The sequence below is a fragment of the Pseudomonas sp. AM4(2022) genome (assembly GCF_036346515.1).
Taxonomy (GTDB): domain Bacteria; phylum Pseudomonadota; class Gammaproteobacteria; order Pseudomonadales; family Pseudomonadaceae; genus Aquipseudomonas; species Aquipseudomonas paracarnis.
In genome coordinates this window covers 93,844-113,150 of record NZ_JAOTNW010000006.1, presented here as the reverse complement: position 1 = coordinate 113,150, position 19,307 = coordinate 93,844, and the positions used below count along the sequence as shown (strand labels likewise).

Below are 19,307 nucleotides of genomic sequence, written 5' to 3'. Positions count from 1 at the left end.
TAGATCGTCATTCGCAAAAAAGCCCTGGCCTATCCAGGCCGTGGCTTTCCTCTGTGGGAGCCGGGCTTGCCCGCGATGACGTCAGCCCGCGCACCATACGACATCTTTATTGCTCAACATTCCCAGGTGACTCCAGAACCTTCACCACATCATCAATCACCGCCTTGCTCATCTCCTGCAAATAATGCGACGCCCAGGCTTAACGGTCCGTGTCTCTTGCCATCGCCGCATCTTCTGCGAGCAGCTTGGCGAGATGGAGCAGGTCGGAAACGTGATGCAAAGCTTCATGCAGGGAAACACCGCCGTTGACGCGGAACAGAGGTTGGTCGGAGTGAAAGGAGAAAGGGGTGACGCCGAGGGTGGTTAACGCAGATGGATTTGGAGCGGTCATTGGTAGAACTCCCGTATCGAGTGAGAGCTACCACGTTCGTCGTTTGAACGAATGCGTGGCGCTAAGGCGCCTGCATCAAGTCGGGTTCTCAGGCCCGGTCGCAAAATTGCAGCGACGGGGACGAGATTAGCGTGGTGGGGCGTGGGGACCTGGCTTGCTGTCAACCACAGCGCTTCAGCCGATCTTTCCCAAACCTGTCTGATCACTCAACCCCGCAGTTTCAGCTCCCTCACCCGTTTGATCACAAACTGTTCAAACAGAGGGTGCTCAGTCACCACATCGTACATTTCATATTTTGTGAATGCCCGGATAACGGCTCCGCAGATTTCTGCCTCGTCGAGCGCTTTGTTTTTGCCGTAAGCAGCAGCAAGAATGCCGTTCATGTTTTGCAAATAACCCTGCATGCCAGTGTCATTCAGGATTTGGTTGAAGACTTCCCGCCACGGCCTTTTGTCTACTTCCCGTATGTCGCGACCGATGAAGGTCCAGCTCATGTAACACTGGCCGTCTATTTCAAAGCTTTCGAAACGACAATCTGTCTGAAAGGTTTCGCTGCCGACTTCGGCGTTTCGTTCTGGAGGATACGGTGCCGTTTGGGATCTTCGTCTGTTGAGAACTCTGGATGCGCTGTCCACTTGCACGCAAATCACTGGCTGAGTAAGCGGGCGCAATATTTTATTGAATGTTGCTTCTTTGGATGCCCCGGCGAGGGTAAGGACTGAGCGGAAATAGTGCTCCACACTGGATGCGGCTTTGTATGCTTCAAGCAACCAGTCAGATGGCATCAACAGCTCTGCGGCGAAGCGATTGGCTTCGGCCTCCATTTGGCTGTAAGCAGCATCAACTTCCCGGTTCTCCAGGTGGGAGACGATTGTGCCTGTGTGCCATGGGATAACTACGTGCCCGATTTCATGGGCCAGTGTAAATTTTCGACGGGTAACAGGTGCGCTTGAGTTGATCAGGATGCGGGGCTTGGTAGCAGCACCAATGCCAATGGTGATTCCGTCCACGCCGAACGGCAGTTCAAGGTACTCAAGCTCTCCATAGGCAGAGGCTAGCTGCTCCAGATCGTACGGTGGTGTCAGCTTGCGGATGGCCAGGACGCGACTGGCCATTTTCTCTTCTGGGGTCACTAGATCTTGCCCACGCTACGTAGCCAGGCTTCGACTTTGGTCGCTTCAGCGACCGATCGTGCGCGCGCAGCAATCGCAAATTTGTCTTGATCGAGTTGGTCCTTAAGAGAGGTGCCGTACTTGTGGGCAGTCAATACAAAAGGTAAGACCGACGGGGTGGTTGACCACAGTTGGTACTCTTCCCACTTCATGCCCAGATATTCATGCAATTGCATGTCGGCGCCTTGACGACCCTCGTGCCAGTCCTCGACGAATTGGTCGATCTCTTCTTCCAGCACATCGCCTTTAAGGCAAAGCTCTATAAAATTCATATGAACCTCCCAGTTCGGTTTGATCCTTCGTCCGCGGACGGCAGGTTTCAAAGCAAGCCCGGTTTCAGGGCAGACCTCACCCAGGTGAAAGCCACGTCGGTCGAAGACTTCAAACTCGCCGTGAAGCGAATCCCATGAGTAGTAACGTTGCTCTACGGCATCAAAGTAATACTTACGGCCACCCTCTACATACGCGACTCTGAAACCGCTGACAATAGAAGGATCAGGCCTCGGTTTGCCGCCCATCCGACGTTCCCTTAATCCTGAAAACTGGTCTTGGCATCTTCGCCAAGGAGGGGCGGGACTATACCGTAGCTGGATTGGCATGGGCGGCAGGCTGGAGCGCGGATTCGTTTCAAGAAATCGCAAGCTGCAGGTCAGGGAGCCAGGCGGAACGCCAAAACGAAAAAACCCGCCAGAAGGCGGGTTTTTCGGGGGTTCTAGAGATTTTGAAAGCCTTCTCTGGAACCTTGTATGGTGCCGGCACCAGGAGTCGAACCCGGGACCTACTGATTACAAGTCAGTTGCTCTACCAACTGAGCTATACCGGCGTGTTAGGGCGACGATTATAGCGATTGGAAAGGTTCTGTAAACCCCTGAATTCTGACTATTTTTGCAAAGTCGGAGGTTTCTTGCGATTAGGGCGTTTTCCCCGTGTTTTCACAGGTCGAAAAGGACGTTCAGTTCGGGTCCCAGCTCTACGCCTGATGAGCAACGAGCTTTATCCGTTACCGAACGCGCCAAACAGCCCGCACAAAGCACCCGTTATGCGCCTGGCGCCAGATGCTTATGCACAATCGGTTGGTAACAGCTGTCGCGAAACAGCCAATTTGTGCAGCAGTTCTCAACACGCTGCAACTGCCTGTTTTGTGTGCACTTTATTTCGTGAACAAAAAATGACCAGGTTGGCTTTTGGCGTGAAGTGCCGATATTCAGGGCCTCTGTAAACTATTCATCAACAGAGTTATCCACAGGGCGCTTGTAGGATTTTTCGCCCTTTAATCGCGCTCGCCCAGCACCATCAAGTTGCGCGGGGTCAACGACGGTTCACAGAAGCTGCCGACCTCGACGTTGTAGCCTTGTTCGACCATGAACATTGCCCGGTCCAATACTAACCACAGTTCCAATGGGCGTCGAAACAAGCCTCTTACCAACTCCAGGTTGCGCACCTCGGCCAGGCGCTGCCAGCCGTGGGCTTCCAGCGTCGTCCAATCCTGTTCACCTGTGGATAGTCCCTTGAGGCTCGCCAGTTCCTGGCAGTAGTCGGCAAAGGGTTTATCCAGCCAGTTGGCGGGCAGGGAGGGTGTTGGCAGGTAGTCGTCGCAGCCGCGCAGTTGCCGCTGTAGTCGGTCAAAACCCAGGCGGCGGGCCATGGAGGTGTCCCGTTGTTGGCGTACACGGTTGCCCGCGGTGACGGTTTCGCTCAGGGGCAGGCCCAGGTCATCAATCGACAGTTGCAGCAGTGAGGCGCGCCCGGCGGCGGAGAGGGCTTGATAACGGTCGGCGGTGATGCGGTTGTAGCAGCAGGGCGCCAATGCCAGTTGTTTACAGCCGGCGGCGCTGGCCAGCTGCAGCAGGCGCACATGCAGATCGCCGCAGGCATGCAAGGCGACCGGTGTGTGTTCGGGCTGGATCGCGACATCCGCCATTACGTCTTGCAGATGATGGGTTGCGGGCAGGCCGTGACGATCACTCAAGGCTTGGCCGGAGGCGATCAGGGCGGGGTCGTATTCCAGGCAGGTCAGCTGTTGGCCAGGTTGCAGCAGGCGGCGGCCTAGATGGCCTTTGCCGGCGCACCAGTCCAGCCAGTGGGCAGGCGTTTGGGTAAAGGTCAGCGCGGCGCCGAAGGCTTCGATCTGTTGCCATTTGCGCCCGGGTACGTCGACATTCAGACGATGGCGAGCAGGCTCAAGGGGGTGCGTGGGTAACTTATCCACAGTGCTGAGGTGCAGTGCGTGAGCGGCCAGCTGTGGAAAAGGTGCGGGCGCGGGCAGGTGGTGAGGTTGGTTGTGGCTGGCTTCAGCTTCGGCCAACGAACGCCGGCGCAACCACAGGGATAACTCGGGATGCTCGGTTTCCCAAGGCAACTGCAACTGGGTAAAGGGCCGTGGTCGCCACAGCCTTTGGTGTTCGGTCAGGAATGCATCCAGTGCCTGGAAGCGTGCCTCAACGTCCTTGGCACGCATCGACGCGCAGCCATTTTTCCAGCAGTTTGAAACCGCGCACCAGCACGTAGGCCATCAGCAGGTAGAACAACCCAGCGGCGAAGAAGATCTCCACCGGCAGGTAGGTGCGGGCAATGATGGTGCGCGCCATGCCGGTCAGTTCCAGCAGGGTCACGGTACTGGCCAGGGCGCTGGCCTTGAGCATCAGGATCACTTCATTGCTGTAGGCCGGCAGGCCGATGCGCGAGGCGCGTGGCAGGATGATGTAGAACAGCGTTTTCGGTTTGGACATGCCCAATGCCCGCGCTGCTTCGATCTCCCCCGGCGGAATGGCCTGGATCGCACCGCGCAGGATCTCGGCAATATAGGCGGCGGTGTGCAGGGTCATGGTGGCAGTGGCGCACCAGAACGGGTCGCGCAGGTACGGCCACATGAAGCTGTTGCGCACGGCATCGAACTGCGCCAGGCCGTAATACACCAGGAACAACTGCACCAGCAGCGGCGTGCCACGGAAGAAGAAGATGTAGCCATAGGGCAGGGCGCTCACGTACCAGCGGCGCGAAGAGCGCGCGATACCCAGTGGAATCGCCAGCAGCAGGCCGGCGATCACGGCGATTGCCACCAGCTCCAGGGTCAGGGTGGCGCCCTGGGCCAACTTCGGCAGCCACTTGATGATCACGGCCCAGTTCAGGCCCAGGTCAAAGTGCGATAGCCAGCTGTAGTCGCCGCTCATTGGGTGCTCCTTGCAAAGCCGCGTGCGGCGCGTTTTTCCAGGAAGTGCATGCTGGTCATCGCCAGTACGGTCAGGCCCAGGTACATGAACGCCGCGACCATGAAGAAGGTGAATGGCTGTTTGGTCACGGTCACGCCGATTTGCGCGTGGCGCATGATTTCTTCAAGGCCGATCACCGACACCAGTGCGGTGTCCTTCATCAGGATCATGAACAGGTTGCCCAGGCCAGGCAGAGCGATACGCCACATCTGCGGCATGATCAACCGAGTGAAAATCCGAAACTTCGACAGCCCCAACGCCACGCCGGCTTCGCGGTGGCCCTTGGGAATGGCGAGGATCGCGCCGCGGAACACTTCCGTTGCGTAGGCGCCGAAGCACAGGCCCAGGGCGATGACGCCGGCGGCGAAGGCACTCAGCGACAGGTCGGGGTTGCCGAAGAACTCACCGAGCGCACGCATCAGGTTAACGGTGCCGAAGTAAATCAGCAGCACCCACAGCAGCTCGGGAATACCGCGCACGATGGTCGAATAAGCGCCGCCCAGCCATTGCAGTGGCTTGTACGGGGAAGTCTTGGCCAAGGCGCCGGCAAGGCCGAGCACCAGCCCCAGGCACAGGGCCGTGAGCGCCAGTTTGACGGTCATCAGCGCGCCGGCGGCGAGGGCCGGGCCGAATCCGTAGAGATCGAAATTCATGGTGTTTTCATATCGCGGCAGGCATTGCTAAAAGCCGACGCGCTCACAGGAGCGCGCCGGGCAGGCCGTTCAGATCATTCGATGCTGAACGGGAAGTACTTGTCGTTGATCTTCTTGTAGGTGCCGTCTGCCTTGATCTCTGCCAGGGCTTTGTTCAGGCGCTCGCGCAATGGGTCGCCCTTGCGCACGGCGATACCGATCTTGTCGCTTTCTACCACTGGGTCGCCTTTGAATTCATAGGCCGAACCGTCTTTGCTCTTGAGCCATTCGTACTGCACGTACTTGTCAGCCAGGATGCCGTCGAGGCGACCGGAGGTCAGGTCGAGGTAGGCGTTTTCCTGGGTGTCGTAGAGTTTGGCTTCGGTGTCCGGCAGCTTGTCTTCCAGGTAGGTACCGGCCAGCGTTGCGCGCTGTGCACCGATCACCTTGCCTTTCAGGTAAGTGGCGTCGGTCTTGAAGTCTGCCGTGGCTTTGGGCGCAATGAACTGCAGCTTGTTGGAGTAGTACGGGTCGGTGAAGTCCACTGCCTGCTTGCGCTCGTCGGTGATCGACAGCGAGGACACCAGGAAGTCGAACTTCTTGGCGTTCAGGGCCGGGATGATGCCGTCCCAGTCGGACACATACACTTCGCACTTCTCGACTTTCATCTTGGCGCACAGGGCGTCGCCGATGTCCTTGTCGAAGCCCACTACGTTGCCGCTGGCGTCTTTATTGTTGAAGGGCGGGTAAGCCGCTTCGATCCCCATCTTCAAGGTTTCTGCCATGGCCGTGGCGCTGAACGCCATCGAGACGGCCGCGGCCAGAAGGAATTTCTTATAGGTCTGCATGCATGTTGCTCCGTTAGCGGTTGCTGGACATGAATTGTTTGCAGCGCGCCGAAAGCGGGTTTTCAAATACCTGCTGTGGCGATCCTTGCTCTTCGACCAGGCCTTGGTGCAAAAACACCACTTCGCTGGATACCTGACGGGCGAAGCCCATTTCGTGGGTGACCAGCAGCATGGTGCGGCCTTCTTCGGCCAGTGCGCGGATCACATTAAGTACTTCCTGGACCATTTCCGGGTCAAGCGCAGAAGTCGGTTCGTCGAACAGAATGACTTTAGGCTGCATCGCCAAGGTACGCGCAATCGCCGCGCGTTGTTGTTGGCCGCCAGAGAGTTGCGCGGGGTAGGCGTGGCGCTTGTCGGCGATACCGACCTTGGCCAGCAGGGCCTCGGCCACTTCTATGGCTTCGGCCTTGCTTTGGCCGAGTACGCGCCGAGGAGCCTCGATGATGTTGTCGAGGATGCTCATGTGCGGCCACAGGTTAAAGTTTTGAAACACAAACCCGATTTCGCTGCGCAGGCGGTTGATCTGCTTGCCGTCAGCGGCCATCAGTTCGCCGTTTTTCGCGGCCTTGAGCTTGAGTTCTTCGCCGGCCACCAGGATCTGGCCCTGATGCGGGTTTTCCAGCAGGTTGATGCAGCGCAGGAAGGTGGACTTGCCGGAACCGGAGGAACCCAGGATCGAGATCACATCGCCGTCGCGAGCGGTCAGCGAGATACCTTTGAGTACCTCAAGCTCACCATAGCGTTTATGCAAGTTGCGGATTTCAAGCGCGGGCGTGGCCTGGGCCATGTGCGGTCCTCATTGTGTTCGTTGCGATCTTCGCTGTTGGGCCGCCTTCCTGGCGAGGCGCCAAGCTAGCATAGCGTTTGGATGACAGCCAACAGCGCTGCGGACGGTTAACCGATGGTCTGCGGCAGGGTGTCGCATCGGCGCAGCAGTGTGTCGCGCCATCAACAACCTACAGACGTTTGACCCGGAAAGATCCACAGGCTTCGCGTAAAAAAAGGCGCGATGGTGCCAGCTTTGGCCGGGTGTTGGAAGGGTTAACCGGGCAAACGGTCCATATCAGCCCGGTTATGGGGCGTCACGTACTTTTTGTGTGTGTTTTTGGTGCGTCAGTGCGCCGTGAATGTGAGTCGCACGGTAACGCTATAGCGGAATGCCATTGTTCTCAATGACTTGCGATAGGTCGCGAATTGTCCTACAGCCCCCGTCAACTGTGGCTCTGAAATATTTTGGCGCAAATCTTGCGTAAAAAATAAAGAACGCCCTGTTGGATTCTTTTCACGAGAAAGGCTGCAGGCCGGGCGAACCGTTTTCGCAATTCCTCGCAAAGGTGTGTCAATGAGTAGTACGCAAAGCTCCAATGACCTCGAACAGGGGCTCAAACCGCGTCACGTCACTATGCTGTCGATTGCCGGGGTCATCGGCGCCGGTTTGTTTGTCGGCTCCGGCCATGCGATCGCTGCTGCCGGCCCGGCTGTACTGTTGGCCTATGCTGCCGCCGGTACGCTGGTGGTCTTGGTGATGCGCATGCTGGCCGAGATGGCCGTTGCGTCACCGGATACCGGTTCGTTCTCTACCTATGCCGACCGGGCAATCGGCCATTGGGCCGGTTTCACCATAGGCTGGCTCTACTGGTGGTTCTGGGTGCTGGTGATTCCGCTGGAAGCCAACGCGGCGGCAACCATCCTGCACGCCTGGTTCCCCGACGTGGCGATCTGGGCGTTCACCCTGGTCATTACCTTGCTGCTCACCGCAACCAACTTGTTCAGCGTGAAGAACTACGGCGAGTTCGAGTTCTGGTTTGCGCTGATCAAGGTTGTGGCGATCGTAGGCTTTGTGATCCTCGGCCTGGCCGCGATCTTCGGCTTCTTGCCCACCAGCCAGGTCAGCGGTGTTTCGCACCTGTTCGATACCCAAGGGTTCATGCCCAACGGCATGGGCGCCGTATTGGCGGCGATCCTGACCACCATGTTCTCGTTCATGGGCACCGAGATTGTCACCATCGCCGCAGCCGAATCGAAGAACCCGGGCCAGCAAATCACCAAGGCCACCAACTCGGTGATCTGGCGGATTGGTTTGTTCTACCTGTTGTCGATCTTCATCGTGGTGTCCTTGGTGCCTTGGAACGATCCGACCCTGGCTGCCGTAGGTTCCTACCAGACTGTGCTGGAACGCATGGGCATTCCGAACGCCAAGCTGATTGTCGACCTGGTGGTGCTGGTTGCCGTGACCAGTTGCCTCAACTCAGCGCTGTACACCGCGTCGCGCATGCTGTTCTCCCTGGGCCGTCGCGGTGACGCACCGGCCGTGGCCAAGCGTACCAACAAGAGCGGCACACCTTACTGGGCGGTGTTGCTGTCCACCGGCGCTGCGTTCCTGGCGGTATTCGCCAACTATGTCGCCCCGGCGGCGGTGTTCGAATTCCTGCTGGCCAGCTCCGGCGCCATCGCGTTGCTGGTGTACCTGGTGATTGCCGTGTCGCAACTGCGCATGCGCCAGAAGCGTACGGCAGCGGGTGAGAAGATCGTCTTCAAGATGTGGCTGTTCCCAGGCCTGACGTACGCGGTGATGGTGTTTATCGTCGGTACGTTGACCATCATGCTGTTCCAGGAAGCGCATCGGGTCGAGATCATTGCCACCGGGGTTCTGAGCTTGCTGGTGGTGTTGGCGGGGTTGGTGGTGGCGAGCCGTCGCAAGGCCCAAAGAGTGGGCGCTGCGGCACTTAACTGATACGCCGCTATTCAAACTGTGGGAGCGGGCTTGCTCGCGAATGCGCTAGACCAGTCAATAATTGAGTGACTGTCAGAATGCATTCGCGAGCAAGCCCGCTCCCACAGTTTGTTTGGTGTCAGTCGGGGGCGTTGGCCAGCGCCTGGGACGCCGCCACGTAATCGGCCTGGAACTGCGACGACTCGATCCACGCCAATGCGGCGGCTTCATCATCGCTGTCCGTCGCCCACTGCCGATACTCGATCAGCGCCGCCAGGATAAAGTCGGTCGCTTCCTCTTCGCCTTCCTGCTCCAGCACCAACGCCAGCAACGGATGCGCCAGGAACACCGCACACAGCGCCTGCTGGCTGATCTCGCCGGCGGTACGCATTTCGACGAACAGTTCAGTCAAATCCACCGACTCAAGGTCGATGCGGCTGTCGTCGCCAGCAAAAGCATCCGGCTTGTGCGCCACGGCGCGCTGGGTGCGGTTTTGCTTGGCCTTGGCTTTTGCCCGGTGGGCGCGTTTTTGCTGCTTGTTTGGCGAGGCCATGGGCTCAACGTCCTTGGGGTCTGGGTCTAGAGGGTGTATTGAAGCGCAGGTTGGGGTAAATCCCAAGGGTTTCTCGGACGGCAATGATTGTTGTAGTGCTCGACCTTCTCTGCGTGGGTACTTAGGCTGACAGTCTATTGATCCAGCAGAGCCCGCCCATGACCCGCGACACCCTGGAACACCATCAGGTCCCGATCTACTTCGTTGCCGTCTTTGCGGCCGTCACGTTTGGCCTGCTCTGGCCCTTGTCGGCGCAGGGCCTTAGCCTTTGGGTGACCCCTGCCATCGCCGTGCTGATGTACGCGATGTTTTTGCAGATCCCCTTTCTTGAGCTGCGCCAAGGCTTGAGCAACAAGCGCTTCATGGCGGCCTTGCTGCTGGCCAATTTCATCCTGGTGCCTTTGCTGGTGTGGGGGTTGACCCGCGGCCTGGTGGAACGCCCGGCGTTGCTGGTGGGCGCTCTGCTGGTGTTGCTGACGCCCTGTATCGACTACGTGGTGGTGTTTACCCATATCGGCAAGGGCGACTCGCGGTCGATGCTGGCGGCAACCCCGCTGCTGCTGTTGCTGCAACTGCTGCTGTTGCCGGTCTACCTGGGGCTGATGTTGGGCGAGCAATCCAGCGTGGTGGTGGCGGCGGGGCCGTTTGTCGAGGCGTTCGTGGGGTTGATTGTGGTGCCGATGCTTCTGGCGGTTGTGACCAGCGCTCTTGCGCGGCGGTCGAGCGCCATCAGTCATTGGAACAGTGCTTGGGCGTGGTTGCCGGTGCCGGCGATGGCGTTGGTGCTGTTTGTAGTGCTCGCTTCGCACATCACTGCGGTGGTGCGGGATTTCAATTTGTTGCTGCCTGTCATTCCGGTCTACGTGGCCTTTGTGTTGCTGGCGCCGTGGATGGGCATCGTGGCCGCGCGGCTTTTCGAACTGCCAGCGCCGACGGCGCGGGCGGTGACGTTCAGTGCGTCGACCCGTAACTCGCTGGTGGTTTTGCCATTGGCGCTGGCCTTACCGGAAGACGTGCGCGGCTTGGCCGCAACGGTGGTGATCCTGCAGACCCTGATCGAACTGGTTGCCGAATTGCTCTACGTTCGCCTGATCCCGGCAGTGGTGTGGCCCACCAGTCGGTAACCGCGTGAATGTTCAGGTCTGTTCAGGCGCCATTCAGGGGCGCGTTCGGCACCATACGCCAGCGCTTCTCACCTGACAGGTTACCCGATGGATCAGCACAACCGTTTTCGCCTGGAGTCACTGGGTATTTTCCTGGTCGCTCTCTTGTTGTTCACAGTGGGCATCTGGGATCAGCAGCCCCAGGGTTTTGACGGGCGGTGGGCGCTGTTCCTGCAGGAAATGTATCGCCATGGCGCGAGTCTTTTCCCTACCACCTACGGCCGGCCCTATGCGGATTACCCAGGCACCGCGACCTTCTTCAGTTATCTATTCGCCCGCTTGTTCGACGCGCCGAACCACTTGGCGAATGTGCTGCCCACGGCGCTCGCGTCGGCGGGAGTGATCGCGCTGATGTATCGCCTGCTGGCACCCTACAGCCGTGCCTGGTCGCTGCTGACGGTGTTGCTCACGCTGCTCACCGCCCAGTTGCTCGAAAAGTCGCGGTCGGTGTGCCTGGACCAGATGGTTGCATTGTTATGCGTGGGCAGTTTCTACCTGCTGCACACCGGCGAACGCCTGGGGTCGCGGCTGAGGCAACTGGCGGTGTTCCCGTTGTTCATTCTCGGGTTTGCGATACGTGGGCCGCTGGGGTTGATTGAGGTCTGCGCGGTGGTGTGTGTGTATTGGGCGTTGGGCAAGCCGGGGGAGCGTGTCCGACAGGTGTTGATCCACGGCGTTATCGGCTTGGTGTTGCTCGCCGCGTGCTGGTGGCTTCTGATGAAGCTTGCGCGGTTCAGTGGTGGCGATGCGTTTGCCGATGAAGTCTTCAAGATGCAGGTCGGTGGGCGTCTGGATGAGTCGGGTGAGCCGTTTTACTTTTACTTCCAACTGAGCTTGTACCGCTACTTCCCGGTGGTACCGCTGGCATTTGCGAGCCTGTTTGCGTTGCGCCATCGCTGGCCCGAGCGTTGGGGCAATGAGCACCTGCAATTGCTGGTGCGGTTCGGGGGCTGCGGCTTGATGATTCTGCTCGGCCTGTCGGTACCGCACTTCAAGCGCGCTTATTACATTCTGCCGATGGTGCCGATGTTTGCGGCTGTCGCTGCCTATGGGCTGCTTCATGCGCAAGGCTGGCTGGTGGGCGTGCGCCGTGGCTACGAATGGCTGGTCGCGGCGCTGCCGACGTTGTGCGTGATTGTGTTGTTTGTGTGTCGATACGCCTGGCACAAGCAGGGCTACTGGCCGGAGATTTCCTTGCCGTTGATGATCGGTGCGTTGGTGGTGCTGCAAGCCGCCGCGTTGATTGCCTGGCAGCGAGCATGGCGGTTGGTGTGGCTCAGTCTGATCGCCCTGGCGGCGCAATGGCTGTTGCTGGTGACGGTGATAGAGCCGGCCAAGGACCTGCAATTCGACACCCGGCGGTTTGTCAGCCAGGTGGAGGCGTTGCGTGAGGCGCAGCCGGGCCCTTTGGTGTTTGTCGACCTGGCCCGGGATACCTGGGCGGTGCGCTACATGATGAACCTGGATCACGATGAACAGCCGCTGTTTGTCGGGCGTCACGAGCTTGAGAAATTGGCGGCGTTGCCCCGGCCCGCCTGGGTGATTGTGTCGCGCAAGGAGACTGCGCTGTTGAAGGGGTCGCCGGTGGAGCACCTGGCGCCGAGCTATCAGGGGCGCTTGAATGACAACCCGCTGATGGTGTTTTTGCTCAGGTAAGGAGGCCCTTGAGCCAAAAAGGGCCTGCCGAGCAGCTGATTATTTGCAACGGAAGCTTTCAGGCATCGTGACCGTGTAATTGCGCTGCACGCGGTCCTGGAAATTCAGGTTCTGCAAACCCTGCTGTACCAGGAAGGCTTCGACCTTGGCGGCTTGGCAGTCGTCGTTATAGGACGACGCCCGTAGCAGGTAGACCGCACGCCTGCTCACTTCATCACGAGCGGTGACCCGGAAGGTGGTGAGCGTGGTGTAGCCGGTGCGCTCCGAGGTCCCTACCGGGCCGTAGGAAGTGTTTGGGGTGCTGGTGCAGGTCAGTTGGTCGGTCTTTTTCTTGTTCTTCTTGCATTGGGTAGTGGTGCTGTTTGCCACTTGCCCGTACTCGGTGGCGGTGTAGCGATATGTCACCTGCTTGCTGTCGACATCCAGGGTGACGGTCATTTTGATCGGTGCATGGTTCTTGGGCAGGGTAGTGTCGGTATAGACATTGCGAAAGCCCTGGTCCTGCATGGCGCGGACCATGTCGCGCAGGTAGTAGCGGGCATTGAGCGAGTTTTCATCGCTGCCGCCAGTGGAGGTCACCAGCACGGTTGCCTGGCGGTCAAAGTGGTAGTCGGGATCAGGCGTTGCGTTGATTGCTACGTCCAACTGCGTGGCACACCCACTGAGCAGGGCGGTCAGTATGAATAGGGTGCAAAGCAAGAAGCGGGTCATGAAAAAACCTTACAACTGAGATTTGGGTAAAGGCTGAACGATTGAGCCCAGAGAAAAATAACCTGCTCGGGTGATAAAAGCCTGATGGCTTCCCTCTGCCAATCGCAGGCACTAGGCCACTAAGGATACAGGGCAGCGGTCTTGGTCGTCATGGCACCCGTGGTTATTCAGCCTTCTGCGGGGCTGGCAACCATCCGCCACCGTCTTCGAATTTCTCGATCAGGAAGTCCACAAAGACCCGCAACTTGGGCACGGCAAACTTGCTCGGCAAGAAAATCGCATGAATGCTGTCGCCGAACGTACCCTCTGCAATGTACTTGGGCAAAATCACGCTGAGGCTGCCCTTGCGCAAATCGTCGGCGATGGAGAACGTGGGCAGCAAGCCTATGCCCACACCTTCCATCACTGCCTGCCTCACCGACTCACTGCTGTTGACGCAGAAACGCCCTGATACACGGACTTCGGTCACTTCCCCGTCGCGAAGAAAACGCCAGGATGCATCCCGCGCCAGGCCATTGATCAAGCAGTTATGTGCGGCCAAATCACCGAGGGTGGTGATGGGGGAGTGGCTGCTTAAATAGCCAGGTGTTGCACATAACACGTAATCGAGTTTGGCCAAGCGTCGCGCTATAAAACTGTCCACGGGCGTACTGGTCAGGCGTATCGCAATATCGAACCCCTCTTCGACAATATCCACATAGCGGTCGCTCAAGGAGAGCGTGACGCTGATGTCGGGGTAGGCGTTGAGGAATTGCCCAACCAAGTTGCTCAAGTGGAGGTTGCCAAAGGCAACCGATGTGGTGACCCGAAGGTGCCCTCGGGGTGCTGATTGCAAGCTTTCGACAGAGTTGAGTAATGCGCTGGTTTCCTCGGTAATCCGAACACCGTGCTGATAGGCAAGTTCTCCAGCTTCTGTGAGCGCGAGGCTTCGCGTGGTGCGATTTAACAACTTGGCACCGAGCGTTTCCTCAAGCCTGCGCATTTGTTTACTGACGGTTGACGTGGTCGAACCGAAGAAACGGGCCGCTTTGGAGAAACTTTTCAGTTCGACAACTTTAACGAAAACAAAGACATCCGAAATATTATCTGAGAAAGATTCCATTGTTTCTCCAGAGGACACAGGCTTGTTCTTTTTGGCCGTATTGTGCGCGTCGGGCGGGTTAAATACTTTGAATTCTCTAGCGGTTAAACCTTGGAGGATTCATGAAAGCCCTGACCAGAAGTTTCAATATTGCCCTGCCCGCCACTCTACTGCCTTTGCTCTTCATCGTCATGTGGAGTTCAGGTTATGTCGTTGGCAAAGTGGCACTCCCCTTTGTCGGGCCCTACACCCTGATCTTCATTCGCTTTGCCAGTGCAGCGCTGATCCTGCTGGGCGTGGCGCTTGCGACTAAAGCACCGTGGCCGAAAACCCGCGCTCAGTTCGGCCATCTGGTCGTGGTGGGTATCTTGATCCAGGCGCTTCAGTTTGCTGGCCTGTACATGGGGCTGGATCTGGGCGTGTCGGCTGCTGTGGCCGCGCTGATTGTCGGCACGATGCCGGTGTTTACCGCGTTGGGCGCCACCCGGTTTCTTAACGAAAAGGTCAGTCGTGTTGAGTGGCTCGGCTTGGTTGGCGGATTGTTCGGTGTCGCCCTGGTGGTCTATGAACAGCTCGGTGCAACTGCAACGGCCAGCCTGACAGGTTACTTGTGCGTCGTTCTGGCACTGGTTGGTATCACGGCCGGCAGCCTGTATCAGAAGAAGTACTGCACCGGCATGGACTTGCGCACGGGCGGTTTTATTCAGTTGGCCACGGCCTCTTTCGTGATGTTCTTTCTCGCCGACCACTTTGAAAACCTCGCGGTTCAGTGGACCCCAACGATGATCTTCGCGTCCGGTTGGTTGTCACTGGTCAACTCTATTGGCGCTATCAGCATCCTCTACATTCTCATGCGCAAAGGCGAGGCGAGCAAAGTAGCAGGGCTGTTCCATCTTATTCCCGCAGTAACAGCATTAATGGGCTTTGTATTCCTCGGTGAATCGTTCAGTGCAATTAACGCAGTGGGTTTTGCGATTACCGCACTGGCTGTTTATGCGTGCACCCATGTCAAGAAATGAGCTCAGCGTTCAACCATCCCTATCTAACGCCTCTTTATCCAGCGAACAAGGAAGTATCATGCATACCGGACAAATCCTTAAAGATGTACTCAACGCAGTACGCAGCAAAGAAGCCTTGCCGTGGGTGCCCTATACCGCCAATGGCCGAACCAAAACCGATATCGTGCATTTGTACCAGGGGCCCGAGGTGGATGGTCCATCAGCGGCCCTGGTGCGTTATCAGCCTGGTGCTCGTACCCAGCGCCACCTTCATCCTGGCTACGAACTGATTTTCGTGCTCGATGGCGTGCTGCATAACGATGCCGGTGCACACCCAGCAGGCACGCTTGAAGTCTGCCCGCCTGACAGTGAGCATGCGCTGTGGAGCGATGAAGGCTGCACCTTCCTGGTGGTGTGGGAAAAGCCCGTGCAGACCGTTTCCCTGGCGCAGGCGCAGCCATGATGGGCGCCCTCAATAGCGGCTTCAGCATCCAGGCTGCCCCGGGGGCGGCGCTCGCAGCGGCCTCGTTCGGCAGTGATTACGTGATGGAGCCAAAGCGCGTCATCACCGCCAGCCAGGCGGCCGCCCTGGTACCCGATAATTGCACGATCACCACTGGGGGGTTTGGCAGTTGCGGGCACCCTGACTTGCTCACCGAAGCACTGGCGGCGCGCTTTGCCGCTACCGCACAGCCATCTGACCTGACCCTGGTTTTTGCGGCCGGGCAGGGTGACAAGGCCAGCCGTGGGCTCAATCAATTGGCTGTCAAAGGCCTGCTGAAAAAGGTGATCGGAGGCTACTGGGCGCTTGCGCCGTCGATAGGCCAGATGGCACTGCGTGGTGAAATCGAAGCGCACAACTGGCCTCAGGGCGTGATAAGCCACTTGTTCCGCTCAATCGCCGGGGGCAAAAGTGGGGTGCTCTCAGGGATCGGCTTGCACACCTTCATCGACCCCAGGCAGGAGGGGGGAAAAGTCGGCCCGGCTACGACTGAGGATCTGATCTCAGTGGTAAATATCGGTGGCCGTGAGGAGCTTTTTTATCCGGCGATGCCCATCAATGTTGCCTTTTTGCGCGGAAGTCGGGCGGATGTCGACGGCAATATCAGCATGGAGGACGAAGCCAACTTTCAGGACAGCCTCGCCCAGGCGCAGGCCGTTCACAATTGCGGCGGTATCGTCATCGTGCAAGTGATGGAGTTGGTCGACCGCAATTCGCTTGACCCTCAGACCATCCGTATTCCGGGGATCTTTGTGGATTATCTGGTTTTATCCACCCCAGACACGCATTGGCAAACCTACGGTGAGGTCAGAAACAACACCTATACCGGGCGGTCACGCTCTGATACCGCCGTCACGCCGTTACCGCTGTGTGCCAAAAAAATCGTCGCGCGCCGAGCCTTGTATGAAATAGCCCGGTACAACGCGCCGATCGTTAACCTGGGTATTGGCACCCCGGAGTACATTGCAAGGGTCGCGAGCGAGGAGCGCTGCTCCGCCCATGTGCTTACTGTCGAGTCAGGGGTTATCGGCGGGACGCCTGCGCGCGGGCTGTCATTCGGCGCTTCGAGCAACCCTCAAGCGATCCTTGATCAAGCCAGCCAGTTCGACTTCTACGACGGTGGCGGAATCGATCTGGCATTCCTCGGGTTTGGTCAGGCCGACAGCCGTGGCAACGTCAACATCAGTCGATTCGGCGGGCGGCTCAACGGTGTCGGTGGTTTTATCAACATTTCGCAAAGCGCCAAGCGCGTGGTGTTTTGTGGAACCTTCACGGCCGGTGGTCTGGAGCTGGGGTTTGAATCCGGGCAGTTAAGCATTGAGCGTGAAGGGGATATCACCAAGTTTATCCAGGTCGTTGAGCACATGAGCTTCAATGCCGCACATGCCCAATCGCGCAACTGCCCGATTCTCTTCATCACCGAACGGGCTGTGCTCGTATTGAAGGACGGCCGCTTGATACTCAAGGAAGTTGCGCCGGGTATCGACATTGAGCGCGATATTCTGGCTCGCAGTACGGCCGATATCATCGTGGCTGACCACGTGGAGTTGATGCCCGCGTCGATTTTTCTCCATCAGCCGCTCTCTGTAACGGACAAGTACTGGCGTTCGCGTGACTAACTCATCATTTCATTGATGGCTCTTCATTCTTCGCACTACGCGTTTTGGAAAACACCATGAAAAAAATAACAATTGCCATAGTGGGCGGTGGTTCTGTTGGCGTCGCGTATTTTACGCAACTCATTAATGAAGCTGTTCGTCAGGGACTTAGCCGTCATTTGGATGTGCTGATCTTTGAGTCACAGAAAACGTCTGGGCCCGGTTATGCGTATCAAGCCGACTTCGAGTGCAACTTGCTCAATACGCGAGCCGACGCTATGTCTGCGGTGGCAGGCGATAAGCGGCACTTTATCCGCTGGCTGGAAGAGCATGGCGCTGATCAGGCGGTCGATTTTCCGCAAACAGTCATCGACGATCACGCCTTCCTGCCACGCAGCCTGTTCGGCAGATACCTGGCGCATCAGTATGAGCAGACGATGGCCTTGGCCCGCGCCCATGGCATTAAAGTCACGGCAGTGACTTCAACGGTCACAGACCTGATATCGCTGTCCGACCAGCGCCCTTGTATTGATACCGAGAGCGGCGTGGCTTACGTGGCGGATCGGGTTGTGCTCAGCATGGGAAACCTGCCATCCACGCGGTTTACTCAGCTCAATGATGTGGCTGGCTTCGTGCGCACCCCATACCCGACACGGGACATGGTACGCAACATACCGGCCAACGCATCGGTGTGTGTGCTAGGGACCGGGCTGTCGGCCATTGACACGGTGCTCTCACTGACGGAAGCCGGGCACCAGGGGAAAATTGTCATGGCATCGCGCACCGGCCGCCTGCCCAGTGTGCGCGGCACCTTTAATCGGCCTCATACGCTGACTCATCTGACCCGAGCCCACATCGATAACTTCTGTGGTGTAAATGGTGGTCAGCTCAAGCTGCATGACGTTTTTACGATGTTGCTGCGTGAGATCGAGGAGGTTACCGGTGACGCCTTGGACTTGAAGCGCATCTTGAATTCGGGCGCCGGTGTGTTGGACTACATAACGTCTGAGATCATGCAGGCAGACAATGCCGAGCGCCTGTGGCAGTCGGTCATTTACTCGACCAACTCCATTATCGACTACGTCTGGCACCGTCTGTCCCGCGACGACAAGCAGGTATTCCAGACGACATTCGGCAGTCTTTGGTCTTCTTACCGCGTCTCGGTGCCGGTCAAAAACGCCCACAAGTTGCAGGCGTTGCTGAAGGCTGACCGCATACTGGTGCTCGGCGGCGTCAGCCAGGTCACTTACAACGAGGCTTCAAAGGTCTTTGAGACGCGCATTGACGACCGTCGCAGTGCATTTCGTACCGTCATCGAAAGTGAATATGTCATTAACGCCACCGGGTACTCCGTTCAGGTGGAACACTCTGACGTGCCGCTCGTGGTGAATTTGCTCCGTCGCAAGTTGGCCAAGCCCAATGAGTTCGGCGGCTTTGAGTTGGACTTCGAGACAGGAAGGTTGGTGGGTGCAGCCGGTGAGGCCTGGCCGCATGTCTCGGTACTTGGCAGCCTGGCCACCGGCACGTACTTCTGGACGAATGCGATGGACGTCAATGTCAGGTTGGCCCGGCGTCAGGTCGAAGATGCGCTCAGCGTATTGTCAGGCAGCACCTCTCACACGGCGTTGCCTTCGGCGCGAGTACCTCGTCGTCGCTCTGTCACTCGAAGAGGTCGCACGGCCTCCGCTTCGGCGAGCACCAGGCAGAGTAGACGCTACGGCCTGAAGGCTGCTCAGGGGAACGCAAGCGTGCTGGGGGTACCCGTGCGAGGGGAGCTGGCATCGCCGACGACTCAGCTGGTCTGAGGGCGTTCTGAGCCTGGCCATTTAAATTAGGCCCGCGCAGATCGTTTCGGCTTCGGGACCTGAAGCCGGTTGAATCGCAGGCAATAAAAAACCCCAAGGAACTGCTTCCTTGGGGTTTTTCGGTATTTTGGTGCCCAGAGACGGAATCGAACCGCCGACACGGGGATTTTCAATCCCCTGCTCTACCGACTGAGCTATCTGGGCAACGGGGCGCATTAAACGGGTTTTTCAGGGGGTCGTCAAGCAAGTTTTCAAAAAATATTTAATTATTACCG

Annotated in this window: 17 protein-coding genes, 2 tRNA genes and 1 pseudogene; 7 read left to right on the top strand and 13 right to left on the bottom strand. The window is 58.1% G+C overall.

Translation table 11 applies throughout. The annotated features are described in order from the left end of the window. Positions 1 to 106 precede the first annotated feature (106 nt). The 9 genes and pseudogenes from ODQ19_RS10315 to ODQ19_RS10275 all read right to left on the bottom strand — a co-directional run bounded on the left by ODQ19_RS10315 (position 107) and on the right by ODQ19_RS10275 (position 7,039). Positions 107 to 391, bottom strand: a pseudogene (locus ODQ19_RS10315) (DUF3077 domain-containing protein). A 206-nt stretch (positions 392 to 597) separates the two neighbouring features. Then, positions 598 to 1,506, bottom strand: coding sequence for an ImmA/IrrE family metallo-endopeptidase (locus ODQ19_RS10310; RefSeq protein ID WP_330209961.1), 909 nt, complete (start codon positions 1,504 to 1,506; stop codon positions 598 to 600). A 17-nt stretch (positions 1,507 to 1,523) separates the two neighbouring features. Beyond that, entirely contained in the window at positions 1,524 to 2,081 is a 558-nt protein-coding gene (locus tag ODQ19_RS10305) for a colicin E3/pyocin S6 family cytotoxin (RefSeq protein WP_330209960.1), read from the bottom strand. A 229-nt stretch (positions 2,082 to 2,310) separates the two neighbouring features. Continuing rightward, a tRNA-Thr gene (locus ODQ19_RS10300) sits at positions 2,311 to 2,386 on the bottom strand. Between the two features lie 447 nt (positions 2,387 to 2,833). Further along, complete coding sequence (locus ODQ19_RS10295) at positions 2,834 to 4,021, bottom strand: methyltransferase (protein ID WP_330209959.1); 1,188 nt, start codon at positions 4,019 to 4,021, stop codon at positions 2,834 to 2,836. Beyond that, positions 4,002 to 4,691, bottom strand: coding sequence for an ABC transporter permease (locus ODQ19_RS10290; RefSeq protein WP_032803763.1), 690 nt, complete (start codon positions 4,689 to 4,691; stop codon positions 4,002 to 4,004). Before ODQ19_RS10290 ends, ODQ19_RS10295 begins: the two co-directional genes overlap by 20 nt. Positions 4,692 to 4,729: 38 nt before the next feature. Continuing rightward, complete coding sequence (locus ODQ19_RS10285; RefSeq protein WP_005783890.1) at positions 4,730 to 5,425, bottom strand: ABC transporter permease; 696 nt, start codon at positions 5,423 to 5,425, stop codon at positions 4,730 to 4,732. Between the two features lie 74 nt (positions 5,426 to 5,499). Continuing rightward, a complete protein-coding gene (locus tag ODQ19_RS10280; protein ID WP_014716503.1) occupies positions 5,500 to 6,252 on the bottom strand; it encodes an ABC transporter substrate-binding protein in 753 nt (250 codons plus the stop codon). A 13-nt stretch (positions 6,253 to 6,265) separates the two neighbouring features. After that, on the bottom strand, positions 6,266 to 7,039 hold the full coding sequence (locus ODQ19_RS10275; protein ID WP_003187760.1) for an ABC transporter ATP-binding protein: 774 nt from the start codon (positions 7,037 to 7,039) through the stop codon (positions 6,266 to 6,268). A 555-nt stretch (positions 7,040 to 7,594) separates the two neighbouring features. On the opposite strand from ODQ19_RS10275, the gene gabP reads away from it, so the two are divergent. Then, positions 7,595 to 8,986: a GABA permease gene (gabP, locus tag ODQ19_RS10270; protein WP_116668611.1), complete on the top strand. Its 1,392-nt coding sequence runs from the start codon at positions 7,595 to 7,597 to the stop codon at positions 8,984 to 8,986. Between the two features lie 118 nt (positions 8,987 to 9,104). Here gabP and ODQ19_RS10265 read toward each other — a convergent pair whose 3' ends face one another. Next, entirely contained in the window at positions 9,105 to 9,518 is a 414-nt protein-coding gene (locus ODQ19_RS10265) for a hypothetical protein (protein WP_330209958.1), read from the bottom strand. Between the two features lie 158 nt (positions 9,519 to 9,676). Here ODQ19_RS10265 and ODQ19_RS10260 point away from each other — a divergent pair, with 158 nt between their 5' ends. Next, a complete protein-coding gene (locus ODQ19_RS10260; RefSeq protein WP_330209957.1) occupies positions 9,677 to 10,642 on the top strand; it encodes an arsenic resistance protein in 966 nt (321 codons plus the stop codon). 87 nt (positions 10,643 to 10,729) lie between these two features. After that, positions 10,730 to 12,337 carry an ArnT family glycosyltransferase gene (locus ODQ19_RS10255; RefSeq protein ID WP_330209956.1) on the top strand — a complete coding sequence of 536 codons (1,608 nt, stop codon included), beginning with the start codon at positions 10,730 to 10,732 and terminating at the stop codon, positions 12,335 to 12,337. 39 nt (positions 12,338 to 12,376) lie between these two features. On the opposite strand, the gene ODQ19_RS10250 is transcribed toward ODQ19_RS10255, so the two are convergent. After that, positions 12,377 to 13,048, bottom strand: a complete 672-nt coding sequence (locus ODQ19_RS10250) for a hypothetical protein (RefSeq protein ID WP_330209955.1) — start codon at positions 13,046 to 13,048, stop codon at positions 12,377 to 12,379. 163 nt (positions 13,049 to 13,211) lie between these two features. Then, positions 13,212 to 14,150, bottom strand: a complete 939-nt coding sequence (locus tag ODQ19_RS10245; RefSeq protein WP_116668615.1) for a LysR family transcriptional regulator — start codon at positions 14,148 to 14,150, stop codon at positions 13,212 to 13,214. Between the two features lie 101 nt (positions 14,151 to 14,251). Between ODQ19_RS10245 and ODQ19_RS10240 the strand changes: the two genes are divergently transcribed. The 4 genes from ODQ19_RS10240 to ODQ19_RS10225 are packed head-to-tail and all read left to right on the top strand — an operon-like array spanning position 14,252 to position 19,032. Then, a complete protein-coding gene (locus ODQ19_RS10240; protein WP_116668616.1) occupies positions 14,252 to 15,148 on the top strand; it encodes a DMT family transporter in 897 nt (298 codons plus the stop codon). Positions 15,149 to 15,206: 58 nt separating this feature from the next. Next, a complete protein-coding gene (locus ODQ19_RS10235) occupies positions 15,207 to 15,590 on the top strand; it encodes a cupin domain-containing protein (RefSeq protein WP_056782652.1) in 384 nt (127 codons plus the stop codon). Further along, positions 15,587 to 17,248 carry an acyl CoA:acetate/3-ketoacid CoA transferase gene (locus tag ODQ19_RS10230; RefSeq protein ID WP_330209954.1) on the top strand — a complete coding sequence of 554 codons (1,662 nt, stop codon included), beginning with the start codon at positions 15,587 to 15,589 and terminating at the stop codon, positions 17,246 to 17,248. Before ODQ19_RS10235 ends, ODQ19_RS10230 begins: the two co-directional genes overlap by 4 nt. Positions 17,249 to 17,304: 56 nt before the next feature. Further along, positions 17,305 to 19,032, top strand: coding sequence for an FAD/NAD(P)-binding protein (locus tag ODQ19_RS10225; protein ID WP_330209953.1), 1,728 nt, complete (start codon positions 17,305 to 17,307; stop codon positions 19,030 to 19,032). Positions 19,033 to 19,160: 128 nt separating this feature from the next. Here ODQ19_RS10225 and ODQ19_RS10220 read toward each other — a convergent pair. Continuing rightward, positions 19,161 to 19,236 (bottom strand) — tRNA-Phe (locus tag ODQ19_RS10220). Between the last annotated feature and the right edge of the window lie 71 nt (positions 19,237 to 19,307).

Excerpts from the sequence above, each read along its gene's own strand:
- ODQ19_RS10310 (WP_330209961.1), bottom strand. The coding sequence starts at position 1,506 with ATGGCCAGTCGCGTCCTGGCCATCCGCAAGCTGACACCACCGTACGAT.
- ODQ19_RS10305 (WP_330209960.1), bottom strand. The coding sequence starts at position 2,081 with ATGGGCGGCAAACCGAGGCCTGATCCTTCTATTGTCAGCGGTTTCAGA.
- ODQ19_RS10295 (WP_330209959.1), bottom strand. The coding sequence starts at position 4,021 with ATGCGTGCCAAGGACGTTGAGGCACGCTTCCAGGCACTGGATGCATTC.
- ODQ19_RS10285 (WP_005783890.1), bottom strand. The coding sequence starts at position 5,425 with ATGAATTTCGATCTCTACGGATTCGGCCCGGCCCTCGCCGCCGGCGCG.
- ODQ19_RS10280 (WP_014716503.1), bottom strand. The coding sequence starts at position 6,252 with ATGCAGACCTATAAGAAATTCCTTCTGGCCGCGGCCGTCTCGATGGCG.
- ODQ19_RS10275 (WP_003187760.1), bottom strand. The coding sequence starts at position 7,039 with ATGGCCCAGGCCACGCCCGCGCTTGAAATCCGCAACTTGCATAAACGC.
- gabP (WP_116668611.1), top strand. The coding sequence starts at position 7,595 with ATGAGTAGTACGCAAAGCTCCAATGACCTCGAACAGGGGCTCAAACCG.
- ODQ19_RS10265 (WP_330209958.1), bottom strand. The coding sequence starts at position 9,518 with ATGGCCTCGCCAAACAAGCAGCAAAAACGCGCCCACCGGGCAAAAGCC.
- ODQ19_RS10260 (WP_330209957.1), top strand. The coding sequence starts at position 9,677 with ATGACCCGCGACACCCTGGAACACCATCAGGTCCCGATCTACTTCGTT.
- ODQ19_RS10255 (WP_330209956.1), top strand. The coding sequence starts at position 10,730 with ATGGATCAGCACAACCGTTTTCGCCTGGAGTCACTGGGTATTTTCCTG.
- ODQ19_RS10250 (WP_330209955.1), bottom strand. The coding sequence starts at position 13,048 with ATGACCCGCTTCTTGCTTTGCACCCTATTCATACTGACCGCCCTGCTC.
- ODQ19_RS10245 (WP_116668615.1), bottom strand. The coding sequence starts at position 14,150 with ATGGAATCTTTCTCAGATAATATTTCGGATGTCTTTGTTTTCGTTAAA.
- ODQ19_RS10240 (WP_116668616.1), top strand. The coding sequence starts at position 14,252 with ATGAAAGCCCTGACCAGAAGTTTCAATATTGCCCTGCCCGCCACTCTA.
- ODQ19_RS10235 (WP_056782652.1), top strand. The coding sequence starts at position 15,207 with ATGCATACCGGACAAATCCTTAAAGATGTACTCAACGCAGTACGCAGC.
- ODQ19_RS10230 (WP_330209954.1), top strand. The coding sequence starts at position 15,587 with ATGATGGGCGCCCTCAATAGCGGCTTCAGCATCCAGGCTGCCCCGGGG.
- ODQ19_RS10225 (WP_330209953.1), top strand. The coding sequence starts at position 17,305 with ATGAAAAAAATAACAATTGCCATAGTGGGCGGTGGTTCTGTTGGCGTC.